Source organism: Streptomyces sp. NBC_00012 (genome assembly GCF_045040875.1).
Lineage (GTDB): Bacteria > Actinomycetota > Actinomycetes > Streptomycetales > Streptomycetaceae > Streptomyces.
Window position 1 is genome coordinate 1,525,326 of sequence record NZ_CP108309.1, and the last position, 16,028, is coordinate 1,541,353.

A 16,028-nucleotide genomic window follows, 5' to 3' on the forward strand; every position below is an offset into this window, starting at 1 on the left:
CGTCAGCTCCGGCGGCCCAGGTGCACGGTGCGCGCCGAGAGCAGGAAGACATCGGGGCGCCGACGCAGTCCGGCCGGGTCCTCGGGGTCGAGCAGCCGGTCGAGTACGGCGATGTCCTCGGCCGAGAGGTCCTTTTCGAACATCTCGCGGCGACGGGTGAGCTCGGCGACGACATGGTCGCGTGCCGGGCCGGGGAGCGGTGCCGGAAGGTCGAGCAGGAAGCTGCGGGTGCCCTGCGGCTCCAGCCCCACCGCGGTGAACAGTGCGCTCCAGTCCTCGGCCTCCCGCTTGGTGCCGGGCAGCGCGGACCGCATGTTCTCGAACCGGTCCGCGTTGATCGCTTCCAGCCTGGCCTCCAGACCGGGCCGCCCCATGCCGATGTCGCGCGGAAGACGGCGGGGCTGCAGACCGCCCTCGGCCAGGGCGACCGTTCCGCCGGGGCGCAGCAGTGCGGCGAATCCGGCGAGGACGGCGCGCTGGTCGCCCATGTGGTGCAGGGCGTTGCCCACCCAGATGAGATCCGCCTCCCCGAGCCCCTCGAGGTCGCCGGGGATGTCGGCGTGCCGGGTACGGACCCGGTCGCCGAGGCCGAGCCGTTCGGCGCGGGCACGAGTGCGTTCCAGCAGCGCCGGGGTGGCGTCGACGGCGACGACCTCCGCCTCGGGGAACTCCTCGGCGAGCAGGCAGGAGATCACGCCCGGTCCGCTGCCGATGTCGAGCACCCTGCGCACCTTCGGTGCCGTGGGAAGCCCGGCGATCCAGCGGGCGGCCTCCTCGTACTGCGGTCGGCTGACTTCGGCCTCCTGCTCCAGCATCGGCCCCATGACGTCCCAGTCGAGGTCGCCGTTGTCGTGGTGGTGCCCATGGGCCGCGCCGTGGCGGTGGCCGTGGGAGGCGTGCTGGTGTCGGCCGTGATCGGTGTGCTGACTCATGGGGACAGCCTCACCTCCTCCAATCCACCTGGCAAGTTCCCTTGCCGGTTCAGCAAGTCGCACACATGACGCGTCATACCCGTGCCGCACGGCGAAACATTCACGCGTCAAGCGCCACAGGATCGAGACCGCTCCCGAGGCGTGACGGATCTCCGACCGAGGACCCTTTCCCCTGATGGGCGGGGCAGCCGCCGGACCGATGCCACGAGCACTACCGCCGGACAAGCCTTAGCGCACTAATGCATCGCCCAATAAGCTTGCCCGGCAACAGTGTTGACGCGTCATACCCGAGCCCATACGGTGCACTCGCCCGCCCCCATCGAGCCGACGCCGGAGCGTACCCATGAAGCGCCGCACCTTCCTTGCCGGAACCGCCGCCGTGTCCGCACCGGCCGTCGGCCTGTCCGCGGCCGCGCCCGCCGTCGCCGCGCCCGCCCCCGGCGACGACGCCTCCTCCGCCGGGACCGTGCGCCTCGTCATCGACGGCGTGACGCACGATCTGCCGCCGACCACGCTGCACAACACCACGTTCGCGGCCACCGGCACGGCCGGGCAGGCCCGGGTCACCATGGCCGGCACGTACAGCGAGTTCTCGGTGGCCTTCCCGAGCCCGTACGTGCCCGGCCTCGGCCGGGTGTCGGTCTGGCTCACCGGGGTCACGCCGAAGAAGGGCAACCTCTGGCTGAAGCTCTTCGACGGGGACAGCGAGGAGTGGGGGACGCTCGCCAGCAGGATCGACCCGGCCGGATTCGACGGGCGGACCAGGGTCACGTTCGAGCCGCAGCGGCTGGCCCGGATGACGTGGAGCGGAAAGGGCGACGGCCGACTCACCCACCCGCTGCGCCGGCTCGTGCTGGTGTTCTTCCCCGACGACAAGCAGTCGGCCGATCCACTCGTGCTGGACGTGGACTCCGTGGAGGTGGCCGGCGACGGCGGGCCGGTGGCCGGCTGGAGCCGGGCCGGCGCGCTGGAACTGACCAACGGCACGGACCGGGTCCTCATCGACGGCCGCGGCCGGCTGCTCGACTGGACGTCCGGCGGCCGGGTCCAGTCCCCCGGTGTGCTGCCGCTCGCCGTGCACTACGACAACGGCACCGGAGTCTTCTCCGACGAGGCCACGGCCGACGTCGCCCGGGTCGCCGCCGACGAGGCCAGGGTCAGGCTCACCGTGCCCGGGTTCTTCGCCGCCGAGGTGGCGGTACGGCTCCGTGCGGGACACCTCGAACTGCGCCCCACCGCCGTCCGCAACCTCTGGTCCCGCCCCATCCTCCGGGTCACCTGCCCCGAGGTGGCCCACCGGGTGATCCCCGCCGACGGCACCATGCTCGGCATCGCGCCGAAGTGGGGCGGGCTCGCCCACACCCGGACGATGCTCGCCGGTGGCTTCTACGCCAACTACGGCATGCCCACCGCGACCCACGACCTGATCCTGTTCGAGGAGGAAGACTCCGCGCTCGGCGTGTACTCCGTACAGCCCGCGAGCGTGAAGCCCTACCGGCCGACGCAGTTCGGCTTCGTAGGTGCCCGCGCCCGTGAGGAGGCCCTGACCGGGCTGATGCACCGGGTGGACGCCTGGATCGCGCCCGGCGATTCCGGGGGCCTGCCCGCTACCCGGCTGGCCGCCGGGGGCACCGCGTTCGACCTGTTCGCGGCCTACCGGGCGGACAACGGGATGGACTCCTGGCGCGGACTGCCGGACAAGCTCGGCCCGCGGCTGCACGCCGGGCTGCCCGACGCGGTGCACCTCAAGGTGGACCTGTGGCAGCCGACCGGCGGCACCTGGGCGACGGGCCGGCCGGAAGCGGCGCTCGACTACCTGCGTGCCGTGCCCGGCGGGCCGTACAGCGTCGAGCTGGCCAGCTACTACTCCGACGGGCAGCACGACCACCACTACCCGGACTTCCTCACCTTCGACTACCTCGGCGGGCCCGCCGGGTTCCAGCGCCTCATCGACACCATCCACGACCGCGGGCACTACGCCAGCGCCTACACCAACCCCACGTGGTGGCACCCGGACAGCCAAGCGGTGGCGGAACTCGGCGGCGTCGAGCGGATCGGGATCCGCGACGGGCGCGGCAAGCTGGTCACCAAGACGCACACCGACAACCTCGGGTACCTCATCGGCGGCTGGCGCAAGGCTCCCCGGGCGCTGATCCTCGACCAGCTCCGTACGTTCCGCGACACCCACGGACTGGACATGATGTTCCAGGACGAGATCGCGCGCCGGGAGTACGACTACTCGGCCGACTTCTGCGCTCCGCCGTACGCGTACTGCGAGGAGCTGGTGGAGCAGACCGCGCAGTCCGCCGCGATCCTGCCGATCGGCACCGAGGGGGTCGGCGGCGACCGGCTCTTCCAGACCCTGACGTCGAGCCTCGGCTTCTTCCTCAACACGATGCAGGGCGACCGGGCCGGCACGTACGACGGCCCCAACCGCAACGGCACGGTCGTGCAGCAGTGGCCGCTGGGGACCGCCGTCCTGCACGACAAGGTCGCGTTCTACCCGCACAACCTCGACCGCGGCGTCGACACCACCGAGAACCTGAGCTGGGCGCTGGCCTTCGGCCTCAATCTGCACTACCAGGCACAGCACATGGAGAGAGACTTCCGGGCGGGGCGCGGGTTCGAGATGCTCAAGGGTCTCTCGCTGGTCCAGCGACGGGTGGCCGGGCGGTACTTCGGACGGCGGATGACGGCGTTCCGGTACCTCACCGAGGATCTGAAGGTGTCGCGGACCGTGTTCGACGGGGGCGTGGAGATCGTCGCCAGCCACGACCTCCAGCCCCGCGCGCTGCCGCTGCCCGGCACCCTGGGCACCGTGACCGTCGCGCCGCACGGCTTCGTCGCCTCCGAGCACGGAACCCCGACGTACGCGTTGATCGACGACGCGCACCACCGGCCCGGTCATCTCGCGCGCTGGACGGAAGGCCGGTTCGTTCCCGAACTCGCCTGGTACCCGGCGGATCTGGCGGGGTACCGGACCGACACGATCCACGCCGACCTCCGGCTCACCGCCACGCCCGCCGAGCTCCCCGCCGCCGGCACCGCCCGGGCCGCGCTGACCCTCGCCGCCTGGGACGGCACACCGGTCGACCTGACCGGTGCGGACATCGACTGGGAAGTCGAGGGCCGGCCGGTCGCTCACCTCGTGACCGACGCCGACGGCAGTGTGTGGCTCGCCCCCGACCCCGGCGGTGCCACCGGGTGGGTCACCGTCCGGGCGGTCGTCACCCGGGACGGGACACCGGCATACAGCGGCGTGCAGCTGGTCAAGCTCACCGACGGCTGACCGGAGGTGGACGAGGTGCCGGGCCGGGCCGAGTACGCCTCCGTTGCGGACACTCCGCCACCGAATGGACACCTGCATATTGCCGGTAGGCCTCCGGACCCATAACTTGCGTTTATGGAGGTGGAGTTGCGCCATCTGCGAACCGTACGTGCCATCGCCGACACCGGCAGCCTGACCAAGGCCGCCGCGGCCCTCGGGCTCGCCCAGCCCGCGCTGAGCGCACAGTTGCGGAGGATCGAGAAGGCGCTCGGCGGCCCGCTCTTCGACCGGGACCACACCGGCGCCCGGCCCACGCTCCTCGGTGAGCTGGTGCTGGAGCGGGCCCGGGTGGTGCTGCCCGCCGTGAGCGAACTCCAGGCGGAGGCGGTGCGGTTCGCCAACGCCTGGGGGACCATGGAGCGCTTCCGGCTGGGCGGCACGCACGGACCGCTGCTGGGCGGCCTGGTGGACCGGCTGGCCGCCGCGCACCCGGCCGCACCCGTGTCGACGTACACCTCCTGGTCGGTCGGCGAGATCGCCTCCCAACTCGTGGACGGCAGGCTCGACTTCGCGCTCATCGGGGCCTGTGGGGAGAGCCCGCCGCCCGTGCCCGACCGGTTGACCTGGCAGGTGATCGGCATCGACCCGGTCTTCGTGATGCTGCCGGAATCCCATCGGCTGGCCGGTGCGCAGGAGCTCAGCCTCTCCGCCCTGGCGGACGAGTGCTGGGCGGACGTACCGGGCGAGGGCTGCTTCGCCGACTGTTTCGTGAGCGCCTGCGCACGGGCCGGTTTCAGTCCGGTCTCGGTGTACGAGACGGACACGGCTTCCGTCGTCCACCTCGTACAGGTGGGCCGGGCGGTCGGACTGTGCCGGGCGACGTTCCCGCCGACGCCCGGGGTGGTGACACGGCCGATCACCGGCTCGCCGCTCAGCTGGCGCCATCTGCTGGGCTGGCATCCGCGGTCGGCGGCGGCCGACGCGGCGGCGGGCGCGGTGAGCGGGCACACCCGGGCGGCTTACGCGGAGGCGGTCGAGCTCAGCGAGAGCTACACGCGCTGGCTCGCCGCGCATCCACGGTTCGGCGCGGCGATGTGACACGGCCTCCCGCAGGGGCGCGGACCTCTGCACGTTCAGCCAGGCAGCCCCGGACACCGACGCCCATGAGCTCAGCCGTCATGGGCACCCGTGCCGGTGCGCCGCGACGCCGCCAGGCGGCCGCTGGTGCGCGAGGGCGCGTCAGGGAATCGCGGCCTCGATCCGGGCGAGGTGGGCGGCGAGGATCTCTTCGAATGCGGCGCGGCGGTCGGCCCCGAGGGGGCGGATCTCGCGGGCGAAGTGGGCCAGGGCGGGGAAGCGGTCGGGGTCGGCGCCCAGGACCGCGACACGGAACTGCTCCATGCCCTGTTCGTATTCGCCGGGGGTGAGGGTGCCGATGCCGGCCTCGGAGGAAATCAGCGCCGCGAGGAGGATCGCGATCCGGTGGTAGCGGAGCGGAATCTCCTCATCGGGCAGGCCCGAGGTCCGCAATGCCTGTAGCACCTCCTCCATGACCAGCCGGGAACCAGTGCCGCCGGACGCGTAGCACCCCCAGACCGCGGCGAGCTGGGGGTGCCGGCCGAATGCCTCCCGCAGGCGCAGGGCCGTCGCGGTGATGCGCTGCTTCCAGTCGCCCTCGGGGCGGTAGCCCTCCATCGCGGCCGCCAGGATCCGGTCGGCGACCGCGCGCAGCAGCTCGGTCTTGTTGCGAAAGTGCCGGTAGAGGCTGGAGGAGTCGGTCCCGAGCACCGCGGCGAGCTTGCGCACGCTGAACAGCTCGGCATCGCTCGTTCGCAGCAGCTCCGCCGCCGTGTCCAGGATCTCCTCGGTCGACCAACGCCTTCGGCCTGCCATCTCGCCCCTCTCGTCCGGGCTCAGTCTAGTCCACGCACTTGCCCATGCGCTTAGCAATGCACTTGCCAATGCACGCAGTGCGTGCATACTAAGGACACATGCTGGCCCAAGGCCCGGCCGGAAGAGGAAAGAGAGAAGGAGAGACGGAGGCATGAGTGAGACCACGGCTGTGAAGCGGCCGCCGGAGCCGGACTTCCCGGCGATGACGACCGAGGAACTGATCGCCTACCGCGACGCCGAGAACCGCTTCCGGGCGTCCGGTGCGGCTCGGGCGATCACCGGCGAGCCGGACCCCGCCGCCGCCATCGAGTGGCAGGAGTTAGCACTGCCGGGCCGCGACCTTCCGGTCCGGGTGTACCGGCCGGCGTCGACGGGCGACGGCGAGGCCGGCACCCGAACCGGCCTGCCGCTCGTGGTCCATGTGCACGGAGGCAGTTTCGTGGGCACGGCGGTGCAGTGCGACTGGACCAACAGCCACCTCGCCGCGCACCTGCCCGCGCTCGTCGTCTCGGTCGAGCACCGCCTCGTCGCACCGGACAGCCCGCTCTCGAACGCCGCCGACGACGGCTGGGACGTGCTCCGGCACATGGTGCGGCACGCCGCGCGGTGGGGCGTCGACCCGGCGCGCACGGCCGTCTTCGGCGAGAGCTTCGGCGCGCTGATCAGCGCCCTGACCGCGATCCGGGCCCGGGAGGCCGGCCTGCGGCTCAAGGCGCAGGTGCTGGTCAATCCCGCAGTCGACGTGACCGGGACCATGTACGACTACCCGTCGATCGCCGAGTACGCATACAGTCCGACCCACGCGCTGCCGCAACTGCGGCTCCTCCAGCGGCTCGCCGTCCCACCGGGGACCGACGCCCGCGCATTCCCACCGCTGTACGCGGACGACCTGGGCGGGCTCGCCCCGGCACTCCTGGTGGTGCCGACCCAGGACGCGGTGGCCGATCACGGCCGTCGCTACGCCGAGCGGCTGCGGGCGGCCGGGACGTCCGTGCGGCTCACCGAATACCCGGGCGCGAGGCACGCGTTCCTCTCCATGCCGGGCGTGGAGCAGCAGGCAGCGGCAGCCCGGGCGGAGATCCACGAGTTCCTCCGCGCGGCTCTGGCCGAGTGACGGAGGGACGGTGATCATCACCGCTCGCGGGCCCTCTCCGAGGTCCTCGGAACGCCGGCGCCGCACGACCCGGCACGACACAAAGGAACGCACTCTGATGACCACGACATCCGCGGAGCGAGGTGCCGTCGCGGCGATGTGCGCGGGGCTCGGCCTCACCGTCCTCGCCCCATACGCCGACCGCGCCACCACCCACCTGCTGGCCGACCACGTTCGGGCCGGCTATCCCACGTACACCCCCGCGCGGGTCGACTCCGCCGTCAGTACCTACCTGGTCCTGCTGCCCGCCGTCGGAGCGCTGGGCGTCCTCGCCCGGCTCGGGACGGCCTGGGCCGTCAGGACGGGCAAGCGGTGGGCCCGCCCCGCCGCGACCGCGATGTTCGCGCTCGGCATGTGCTTCGGGCTGACCGGGCTGCTCACCAAGGACACCTCCGGCGCGACAGGCCTGCCGCCGGTGCTGGGCTGGGCCGGGATGGCACCCTGCCTGGCAGGCCTCCTGGCGATCGCCCTGCTGTGGAGACGACCGCGATCGGGGTGACGCCGGCGCCGGCGCAATCCGCACGTGTCGGGGGTGGCAACCATCCCCGTGGCGCCGACCCGCGTCACAGCCCCGTCCCGGAACACGCGAAGCCGGATCCGGGACGGGGCCGCGGGCGCCGTGGTTCCCGCGGGGAGCTCGCGCGGCCAGGGAGTTGGCCGGGTGCGCCGAGCACCGCCGCGGCTACCGCACCCCGTGCCCGTCGGCGATCGCCGTCACCCGCGCGGCCAGCCGCAGATCGTTCTCGGTGACCACGCCGCCCGCGTCGTGCGTGTTCACGGAGAGGGAAACGGTGTTGTAGCCGAGGGTCAGATCGGAGTGGTGGTTCAGCTCGTCCTGGATCGCGGCGACGTGCGCGGTCAGCCCGAGCGCGGCGAAGTGGCTGTGGAGCCGGTAGGTGCAGGTGATCCGGTCCCCTTCCAGCGACCAGCCGGGCAGTTCACCCAGATGGTCCTCGATCTCCTGCTGCGACAGCGGTGCGGCGGGCATAAGGCGACTCCTCATCGACGATCGGTGCCGGTCGGCGGTGCCGGTGACGTTACGGTCTGGGTATGACGACTGTGGCGATTGACACGGGGGTAGGGCCGCTGCTTCGCAGCTGGCGGGAGCAACGCCGGATCAGCCAACTGGAGCTGGCGCTCCGTGCCGATTCCTCGGCCCGGCACATCTCCTTCATCGAGACGGGCCGCTCCCGCCCCAGCGAGGAGATGATCCTGCGGCTGGCCGAGCATCTCGACGTCCCGGTCAGGGAACGCAACGCCCTTCTGCTGGTGGGTGGTTACGCACCCCGCTACGCGCAGACCGCGTTCGACGACCCGGCGCTGGACACGCTGCGCGAGGGGATGGAGCGGCTGCTCCAGGCGTACGACCCGTATCCGGCGCTGGTCGTCGACGGTACGTACAACGTGGTGGCGGCCAATCAAGGCATGGCGATGCTGATGGACGGCGTGGCCGAGCACCTGCTCGTACCGCCGCTGAACGCCATGCGGCTCACCCTGCACCCGGAGGGCCTGGCCCCGCGCATCCGCAATCTGCGGGAATGGCGGGCCGATCTGCTGGCCCAGATGGAGCGTCAGATCGCCCTGGCCCGTTCGGCGGAACTGCGCGAGGTGTACGAGGAGGTCGCGGGCTATCCGGTACCGGAGAGCGCCGGCGGCGCCGGCTCCGGGACGGCTCCGTCGCTTCCTTTCGCGCTGCCGTTGCTGATCGAGCACAACGGGGACGTGCTCTCCTTCGTCTGCTCCATCGCGACGTTCAACACACCGATGGACGTGACGGTGGCCGAGCTGGCGATCGAGACGCTGCTGCCCGCCGACCGGGCCACCGCCGACCGTCTGCGCTCGCTCACTTCCTGACGACCGGAACGGTCCACGGTGCCCCGGAGCGCGCCGGTGCGATCGCGGCGACGGTCACACAGGCCAGGACGGCCACCGCGAGCAGCAGCGGAAGTCTCGGGTGCCCGTGCAGTACGGCCATGGCGCCGGCGACCGCGCCGAGCATCATCGCGGCGGCCGAGAGGACCCGCCGTCCGGCCCGGCTGCCGCCCCCACCGGCGAACCGGCTGTCGGAGAGGATGCCGGTGATGGTGAGGGTCAGCACGGTCGTGGTGAGGTCGGGAACCGCCAGTGCCCTGGAGACCGCGTTCTGCACGCCGAGCCCCAGAGCGAGCAGCACCACCAGCGCGAAGCGGACCCCGCCGGTGAAGGGGTGGCCGGAGGCGGCGGTGACGATCAGCGCGGCCAGGACACAGGCGGTCTCCACGGAGAGCGCGTACAGCAGCATCCGGCCGCGGTGCGTCAGGGTGTGGTGCACGATCAGGCCGCCGAGCAGTGCCCCGACCGCGAACGCGGCGAGCGCGACGAGTGAAGCGGCGAGCGAGAACCCCGGGGCTCCGGCGATGGCGAAGCCGGAGAAGACCACGTTGCCGGTCATGTTCGCCACGAACACCCGGCCCAGTTCCAGATAGCTGACGGCGTCGACCAGACCGGTGACGACGGTCAGGGCGAGCATCAGGGGCGGCAGCGGTCCATGACGGTCGTCCAGGTCCGGAACGACGGTGGACCATGCCTCACGCAGCACGACGGGCATGGGCACGGGCACACTCCGATCACGGGGGCGTCTGCCCGGAATTCTGCGCCCCGGTCTGGTGGAACACCACGACCGACGCAAGTGCGCCTCCCGGCACGGCGGGCCGGGAGGCGCAGCGGCGCTACACGCGTGCTCCGTTGTCCAGCGGGTCCCGACGCGCCGTTCTCGTACCGGAGCGGCGGCCCGGGGCCCGCTTCCGGGCGGGGGGCGGTGCCTTGCTGCTCCGTTCCAGGACCAGGGCGGCCGGGACTGCGGTCATCACCGAGGAGTACGTGCCCACACAGATGCCGATCAGCAGGGCCAGCGCGAAGTCCGCCAGCGAGTCACCGCCCAGCACGGCGAGCGCGGTGAGGATGAAGAGGGCGCCCATGCCGGTGTTGAGCGTTCTCGGGACCGTCTGGAGGACGGCCCGGTTGGCGACCTCGTCGACGGGTACGCGACGGGCCTTCGCCCACAGTTCCCGCACCCGGTCGAAGACCACCACCGAGTCGTTGACGGAGTATCCGATGACGGTGAGGAGTGCCGCCAGGAAGATGCCGTCGACGGTGCGCCCCAGCCAGGCGAAGGCGCCGACCAGGACGATGACGTCGTGGACCAGTGCCGCGACCGCGCCCAGCGCGAAGGTCCAGCGGAACCTGACCGCCAGATAAGCCAGCTGGACGAGGACGGCGATGCCGAGCGCGATCAGGGCGTTGCGCCGCAGCTCGTCGCCGAGGCTGGGGCCGATGAGTTCGTCGCGGACCTTGGTGGTCTTGCCGCCCTCCTCCGCGAGGGCGGCGCGCAGGGCGTGTTCGCCGTCGTTGTCGAGCTTCCCGGTCCGTACCGAGAGGTCGCCCGCGCCCGCCGTGGTGACCTCCGCGTCGCCGAAACCCGCACCGGCCAGGGCGGTGCGGGCCCGCTCCACGTCGACGGGCCGGCTGGTCGAGTACTCGACCAGCCGGCCGCCGGTGAATTCGACTCCCAGGTTGACGCCGCGCACGAAGATGCCGAGGACGGCGACGGCGACCAGTGCCGTGGAGATCAGCAGCCAGCGGCGCGGGGACCGCATCAGCTGCGGGTCGCGGCGGGTCAGCCAGGTGCGCACCCGGCCGGGGCCGGAGATGCCGTTGACGCCCCGGTAGTCGCCGACGAACCGGGATCCCGCGGCGATCTCGGTGAGTGCGCGGGCGATGACGAGCGCGGAGAACATGGAGGCCAGCACACCGATGGCGAGGGTGACGCCGAAGCCCTTCACCGGTCCCGAGCCAAGGAAGAAGAGCAGTCCGGCCGCGATCAGCGTCGTCACGTTGGAGTCTGCCACGGCGCTCCAGGCGCCGCGGAATCCGGCGGTCAGCGAGGAGCGCAGCGACCGGCCCGGATGCTCGGTGTGCTCCTCCCTGGCCCGCTCGAAGACCAGCACATTGGCGTCGACCGCCATCCCGATGGCGAGGACGAATCCGGCGAGGCCCGGAAGGGTGAGGGTGACGCCGAGGGCCACCAGTGCCGCGTAGGAGATCAGTCCGTAGGCGCCGAGCGCGACGGCGGCCAGGGCGCCGAAGAGCCGGTACACGACGGTGATGAAGAGCGCGGTGGCGGCGGCGCCGATGAGGGCGGCCCGTGCGCTGGCGTCGATGGCGGCGGCGCCGAGCGTCGGACCGACGGTCCGCTGCTCGACGATCTCGACGGGAAGCGGCAGAGCGCCTCCCTTGATCAGCAGGGCCAGTTCGCGGGCCTCGTCCGCGCTGAACGATCCGGTGATCTGGGTGGAGCCGGAGGGCAGGCCGGCGTTGCAGCCGACGGTGGGCGAGACCTGCGGCGAGGAGATGATCTGCTGGTCGAGGACGATGGCGACGCGGCGCCGGTCGTCCTGGACCGGGTGGCAGGCGGCTTCGCCGGTCAGCCGGGTCCAGTCCCGGCCCGCCTCCTTGTGGAAGTCGAGGGAGACGGTCCAGCCCGCGCCCTGCTGGGCGTCGAACGCGGCGGTGGCGTCCTTGACGCCCGCGCCGGAGAGCCTGGCCGGGCCGAGGTCGAGGGCGCGGCCCTGCTCATCGGGAAGCGTCGGCCCGTCGCCGGACTTCTCGCCGCTGGGTGTGCGGGAGGCGCCGGGCTTCTCCTCGGCCTGTGCGCCCGGCCCCTGCACGGCGTGGAAGCTGAGCTGTGCGGTTCTGCCGATGACCTCGGCGGCCTTGCGCGGGTCCTGGACGTCCGGGAGTTCGACGATGATCCGGTCCTCGCCGGAGCGGGTCAGCGTGGGTTCGGCGACGCCGAGGGAGTCGATGCGCTGGCGGAGCACCTCCAGGGTGCGGTCGGTGCTGTCCCGGTCCGCCTTCGCGGTGTCCGAGTCCTTGGCCTGGAGCACCATTCTGGTGCCGCCCTGAAGATCGAGGCCGAGTCTGGGTGACATGGTCAGCGTGATGAGCACGGAGACGAGCAGCACGGCCGCAGCCAGAACCGCTCGCACCGTGGTGGCGCGAGTCATGGGTTTCCTCCGAGGGGGCGCCGGGCGCCCTCACCTCGGCGAGGACGGGACGGCGGTTCAGCGGGACGGGACCGGTGGCAGGACCGGTGGCCGGTGAACGGCCGTCCACGGAGGCCCGCGTACGCCGGGGAGCGTGACGCGGGAGCGGTCGGTGGCACGAGGGGGTGCGGCGGGGGCCGGGCGGTGGGTCCGGTGCGGTGCGTGGACGCCGGGTGCGCCGGGCAGCAGGAGGTCGGGGCCGGGCGGCGGAAGGTGGTGTGCGGTGCGGGCCTGGTCGCTGCCGGCCCGGGGCCGGGGTGCGGGCGGCGGCTGGGAGCGGTGGTGGTCGGTCGCCGTGGCCGTGCGGCTGCGCCGGGTGTCGTGGACAGTGCCGGCCGCGCCGGTTCCGGTGCGGGCGGTCCGGTCGGTGTGCTGGGTGGGCTGATGGGCGCCGGGTGTGTACGCGGCGGAGGGCGGCACCCCTGCGGCCGGCCGGGCGGGAAGCACGGATGCGGCGGCTGCGGGGGTGCCGCCGACGACGGTGAGGACGGCGAGCAGGAGGGCGGCGAGGAGCAGCCGGGCGGCCAGCGCGGTGCCGCGGTGTGCCGGGGCGCCCGGCCGTGCCCTCGGGGGCACATTCCCCGGGGGCGGCCCCGGGAGGGGGGTCACCCGGTTCGGCCGGTCAGGGCCGGTGCCGCGCCGGCCTGGCGGAGCACGGAGCTGAGCACCAGGCCGGCGCCGCGTACGACCGCGGTCGCCGGGTCGTCGGCGAGGCGGACCGGTACGCCGAGGCGGACCGCGATCCGGTTGGTGATGTCGGGCCGGGCGGCACCGCCCCCGGCGAGCAACGGGCCCTTGCGCAGGGCTCCGAGGACGGCGCCGTGCCGGTCCTGCTTCCACATCTCCATGACCAGGTCCAGGACGGTGCGGACGACGGCGGTGGGCGGCTGGGCCGGGTCGAGGTCGTCCAGTCCGGTCTCGGCCTGGCGGGCGTCGCGGACCTGCCCGTCGACGAGCACGGTCGCCTCGGTCAGTCCGGCGCCGATGTCGACGACGAGCAGGGGCCCGCCGGCCGGTGGCCCGGCGGATGCGGCGGCGGCCCGCGCGCTGTCGAGGGCGATGACGGTCGTCGGCCCCAGGGCGGCGATCAGTTCGGCCGCCGCGGCACGGTGCCGGGCGCCGGCGAGGACGGGGTGGCTGACCACGATCACAGAGCCGGTGCGGTCCGTACCCAGTGCCGTGTCGGCGATACGGCCGAGCAGCCGGCCGCAGGACTCGGGGTCGACGATGCGCCCCCTCCGGACCGGGGTGCCGTGCCCGGACTCCGTGCCAAAGTCGCCGCGGACGTCGGTGTCGGCCAGGACGCCGTGTCCGGGCACCCAGGCTCTGGTGCGGGAGCTGCCGAGATCGAGGGCGAGGCCACGGGTGATGCCCCGGTGGTCCCGGCGGACGGACGGGACGGGTCGCCGTCCGTCGTGCAGAGAACGCATCGTCCCTCCCCGCCCTGTCACCGCAGCCACGCAAACCACCCATGAACCCACTGATAGCGAGGCATGGCCGAGCCCTCACTATGCAATAGGGAGGCAAAGAAAGCCACTCCCGAGCAAAATCCAAGGGCCGGGGGCTGCCGTGCGTCACACCCCCGACGGCAGGAAGGCGGCGATCAGTTCGGCGAACTCGTCCGGCGCGGCGATCCGGACGCCGAGGTCCTCGGCCTTGGTGCGCTTGGATCCGGCCTTCTCCCCGGCGACCAGGAGCGAGGTTCGCTTGGAGACGCTGGACGAGGACTTCCCGCCGGCCCGCTCGATCAGCTCGTTCATCTCGTTCCGGGAGAGCTTCTCCAGTGCGCCGGTCATGGCTCCGGTGACCACCACGGTCATCCCTGCCAGCGGCAGACCGGTGCCTTCCCCGTCCGCAGCGGCGGTCGCATCCGTGCTCTCCTCCCCCGGCGCGGGCGGCGGCGTCGCGCCGGGCTCGGTCATGCTGACCCCGGCGGCCACCAGCTTCTCGATCAGCGGGGCCAGCTCCACCAGCTCCGCGACGACGCCCGCGGCCTTCTCCTTGCCGATGCCGTCGACCCGCTGGAGCTCCTCGGCGTCGGCCGCCCTGATCCGGTCCATGTCCGCGAAGTACCGGGCGATGCGCCGCGACATGGAGCGGCCGGTGCCGCGTACGCCCAGCGCGCAGAAGACCCGCGAGAGCGGCTGGGTCCGGGCCGTCTCGATGGCGGCCAGGAGATTGTCGGTGCTGGTCTCGCCCATCCGCTCCAGGCCCAGCAGCTGCTCCCGGTCGAGGGTGAACAGGTCCGCGAAGTCGGCCACCAGACCTGCGTCGACGAGCTGGACGACCCGGGTCGCGCCGAGGCCCTCGATGTCGAGCTGGTCGCGGCCCGCCGCGTACGAGATCGAGGCGACGAGCCGGCAGTCGCGGCCCCGGACACAGCGCCAGCGCTGCTCGCTGGTGTCTATCTCCGATCCGCACTGCGGGCACGACTCGGGGAATTCGACGGGCTTCTCGTCGCCGGTGCGCAGATGGGCGACGGGGGCCTCGATCCGGGGGATGATGTCGCCCGCCTTGTAGACCATCACCCGGTCGCCCAGGCGCAGATCGCGGCGGGTGATGTCGGCGGGGTTGTGCAGCGTGGCGTAGCTGACGGTCGAGCCGTCGATCTCGACCGGTTCCAGGACGGCGCGGGGCGCGATGATGCCGGTCCGGCCCACGTTCCACTCGACGGCCAGCAGCCGGGTGACCTTCTCGACGGCCGGGAGCTTGTACGCGATGGCCCAGCGCGGCGCCCGGGTCCCGGATCCGGCCTCGCGCCGGTCGGCGGCGAGATCGGCCTTGATCACGATGCCGTCGATGCCGAAGGGCAACGAGGCACGCAGGGCGGCGACTTCCTCGACCCGGCTCTGCACCTCCTCGACGGTGGTGACGGTGCGCGGCGCCACGTCCGTGTCCGCCGCGGTGTGCACGCCGAGCCGGGCGGCGTGGGCGAGCACCTCGCTGTGCGGGAGTTCGGCGAGGGTGTCGGTGAGCTCGCCGGAGTCGGGCAGGGCCAGGGCTCCGTAGGCGAAGAACGTCATCTCGACCGTGTACGCGCGGTCCTTTGCCCTCAGGGTGCCCGCGGCGCCGTTCCTCGGGTTGGCGAAGGGGGCGCCGCCGTGTTCGGTGCGTACGGCGTTGGCCTGCTCGAACTGCTCGGTCGTCATGAGGATCTCGCCGCGCATCTCGATCGTCACCGGCTCGGCGAGCTGCTCGGGCAGGCCCACCACGGTGCCGATCGCATGCGAGACGTCCTCGCCCGCGGTGCCGTCGCCCCGGGTGATCAGCTGCTCCAGGCGGCCCGCCCGGTAGCGCGCCGCGACGGCGAGTCCGTCGAGCTTCGGCTCCACGCTCCAGGCGGCGACGGGGCGGCCTATCCGGCGCTCCAGCGACGCCGTCCAGGTGACGAACTGTTCGGCCGAGAACACGTTGTCCAGCGACAGCATCGGAACGGTGTGCGGCACGTCCCCGGTCGCGGCGCCGCCCGCCACCTTGCCGGTCGGGGAGGCGTCCAGCACCTCCTGGGGGTGCTGCTGCTCGTATGCGGCGATCCCCCGCACCAGCCGGTCGTAGGCGTCGTCGTCGAGCGTGCTCTCGCCCGTGGCGTAGTACGCGGCGGCGGCCCGCGAGGCCTCCTCGACGGCGGCGGCGTAGGCGGCGGTGTCGGCGAGCGCAACAGCTGAGTTCGTCATGGCCCCCATCCTGCCGCCCACCAC

General features: G+C 72.6%; 13 protein-coding genes. 5 read left to right on the plus strand and 8 right to left on the minus strand.

The genetic code is table 11. From position 1 onward, the window contains the following. Window positions 1-2: 2 nt before the first annotated feature. A complete protein-coding gene (locus OHA19_RS07110; protein WP_405718580.1) occupies window positions 3-932 on the minus strand; it encodes a class I SAM-dependent methyltransferase in 930 nt (309 codons plus the stop codon). A 343-nt stretch (window positions 933-1,275) separates the two neighbouring features. Between OHA19_RS07110 and OHA19_RS07115 the strand changes: the two genes are divergently transcribed. Next, the gene (locus tag OHA19_RS07115) at window positions 1,276-4,221 is read left to right on the plus strand and encodes a hypothetical protein (protein ID WP_405749704.1); all 2,946 of its coding nucleotides are present in this window, start codon (window positions 1,276-1,278) and stop codon (window positions 4,219-4,221) included. 114 nt (window positions 4,222-4,335) lie between these two features. Beyond that, the gene (locus OHA19_RS07120) at window positions 4,336-5,298 is read left to right on the plus strand and encodes a LysR family transcriptional regulator (RefSeq protein WP_405749705.1); all 963 of its coding nucleotides are present in this window, start codon (window positions 4,336-4,338) and stop codon (window positions 5,296-5,298) included. A 141-nt stretch (window positions 5,299-5,439) separates the two neighbouring features. Here the strand turns inward: OHA19_RS07120 and OHA19_RS07125 are convergent, their stop codons facing one another. After that, window positions 5,440-6,093, minus strand: a complete 654-nt coding sequence (locus tag OHA19_RS07125) for a TetR/AcrR family transcriptional regulator (RefSeq protein ID WP_405749707.1) — start codon at window positions 6,091-6,093, stop codon at window positions 5,440-5,442. 151 nt (window positions 6,094-6,244) lie between these two features. Between OHA19_RS07125 and OHA19_RS07130 the strand changes: the two genes are divergently transcribed. Together OHA19_RS07130 and OHA19_RS07135 are read left to right on the plus strand one after the other, a co-directional pair. Further along, the gene (locus OHA19_RS07130; RefSeq protein WP_405749709.1) at window positions 6,245-7,207 is read left to right on the plus strand and encodes an alpha/beta hydrolase fold domain-containing protein; all 963 of its coding nucleotides are present in this window, start codon (window positions 6,245-6,247) and stop codon (window positions 7,205-7,207) included. Between the two features lie 97 nt (window positions 7,208-7,304). Continuing rightward, window positions 7,305-7,745: a hypothetical protein gene (locus OHA19_RS07135; RefSeq protein ID WP_405749711.1), complete on the plus strand. Its 441-nt coding sequence runs from the start codon at window positions 7,305-7,307 to the stop codon at window positions 7,743-7,745. A 183-nt stretch (window positions 7,746-7,928) separates the two neighbouring features. On the opposite strand, the gene OHA19_RS07140 is transcribed toward OHA19_RS07135, so the two are convergent. Next, complete coding sequence (locus tag OHA19_RS07140) at window positions 7,929-8,234, minus strand: 4a-hydroxytetrahydrobiopterin dehydratase (RefSeq protein ID WP_405718566.1); 306 nt, start codon at window positions 8,232-8,234, stop codon at window positions 7,929-7,931. A gap of 62 nt (window positions 8,235-8,296) precedes the next feature. On the opposite strand from OHA19_RS07140, the gene OHA19_RS07145 reads away from it, so the two are divergent. Beyond that, window positions 8,297-9,100 (plus strand): helix-turn-helix domain-containing protein, encoded by an 804-nt coding sequence (locus OHA19_RS07145; RefSeq protein ID WP_405718563.1) that lies wholly within the window; start codon window positions 8,297-8,299, stop codon window positions 9,098-9,100. On the opposite strand, the gene OHA19_RS07150 is transcribed toward OHA19_RS07145, so the two are convergent. From OHA19_RS07150 to ligA, 5 genes are all read right to left on the minus strand, one after another. Continuing rightward, entirely contained in the window at window positions 9,090-9,833 is a 744-nt protein-coding gene (locus tag OHA19_RS07150; RefSeq protein ID WP_405753228.1) for a DUF1275 family protein, read from the minus strand. The genes OHA19_RS07145 and OHA19_RS07150 overlap by 11 nt on opposite strands. A 121-nt stretch (window positions 9,834-9,954) precedes the next feature. Then, entirely contained in the window at window positions 9,955-12,291 is a 2,337-nt protein-coding gene (gene secD / locus OHA19_RS07155; RefSeq protein WP_405718560.1) for a protein translocase subunit SecD, read from the minus strand. Between the two features lie 57 nt (window positions 12,292-12,348). After that, window positions 12,349-12,906: a hypothetical protein gene (locus OHA19_RS07160; RefSeq protein WP_405718557.1), complete on the minus strand. Its 558-nt coding sequence runs from the start codon at window positions 12,904-12,906 to the stop codon at window positions 12,349-12,351. A gap of 29 nt (window positions 12,907-12,935) precedes the next feature. Next, window positions 12,936-13,760 (minus strand): rod shape-determining protein, encoded by an 825-nt coding sequence (locus tag OHA19_RS07165; RefSeq protein ID WP_405718554.1) that lies wholly within the window; start codon window positions 13,758-13,760, stop codon window positions 12,936-12,938. Between the two features lie 144 nt (window positions 13,761-13,904). After that, complete coding sequence (ligA, locus tag OHA19_RS07170; RefSeq protein WP_405718551.1) at window positions 13,905-16,013, minus strand: NAD-dependent DNA ligase LigA; 2,109 nt, start codon at window positions 16,011-16,013, stop codon at window positions 13,905-13,907. Between the last annotated feature and the right edge of the window lie 15 nt (window positions 16,014-16,028).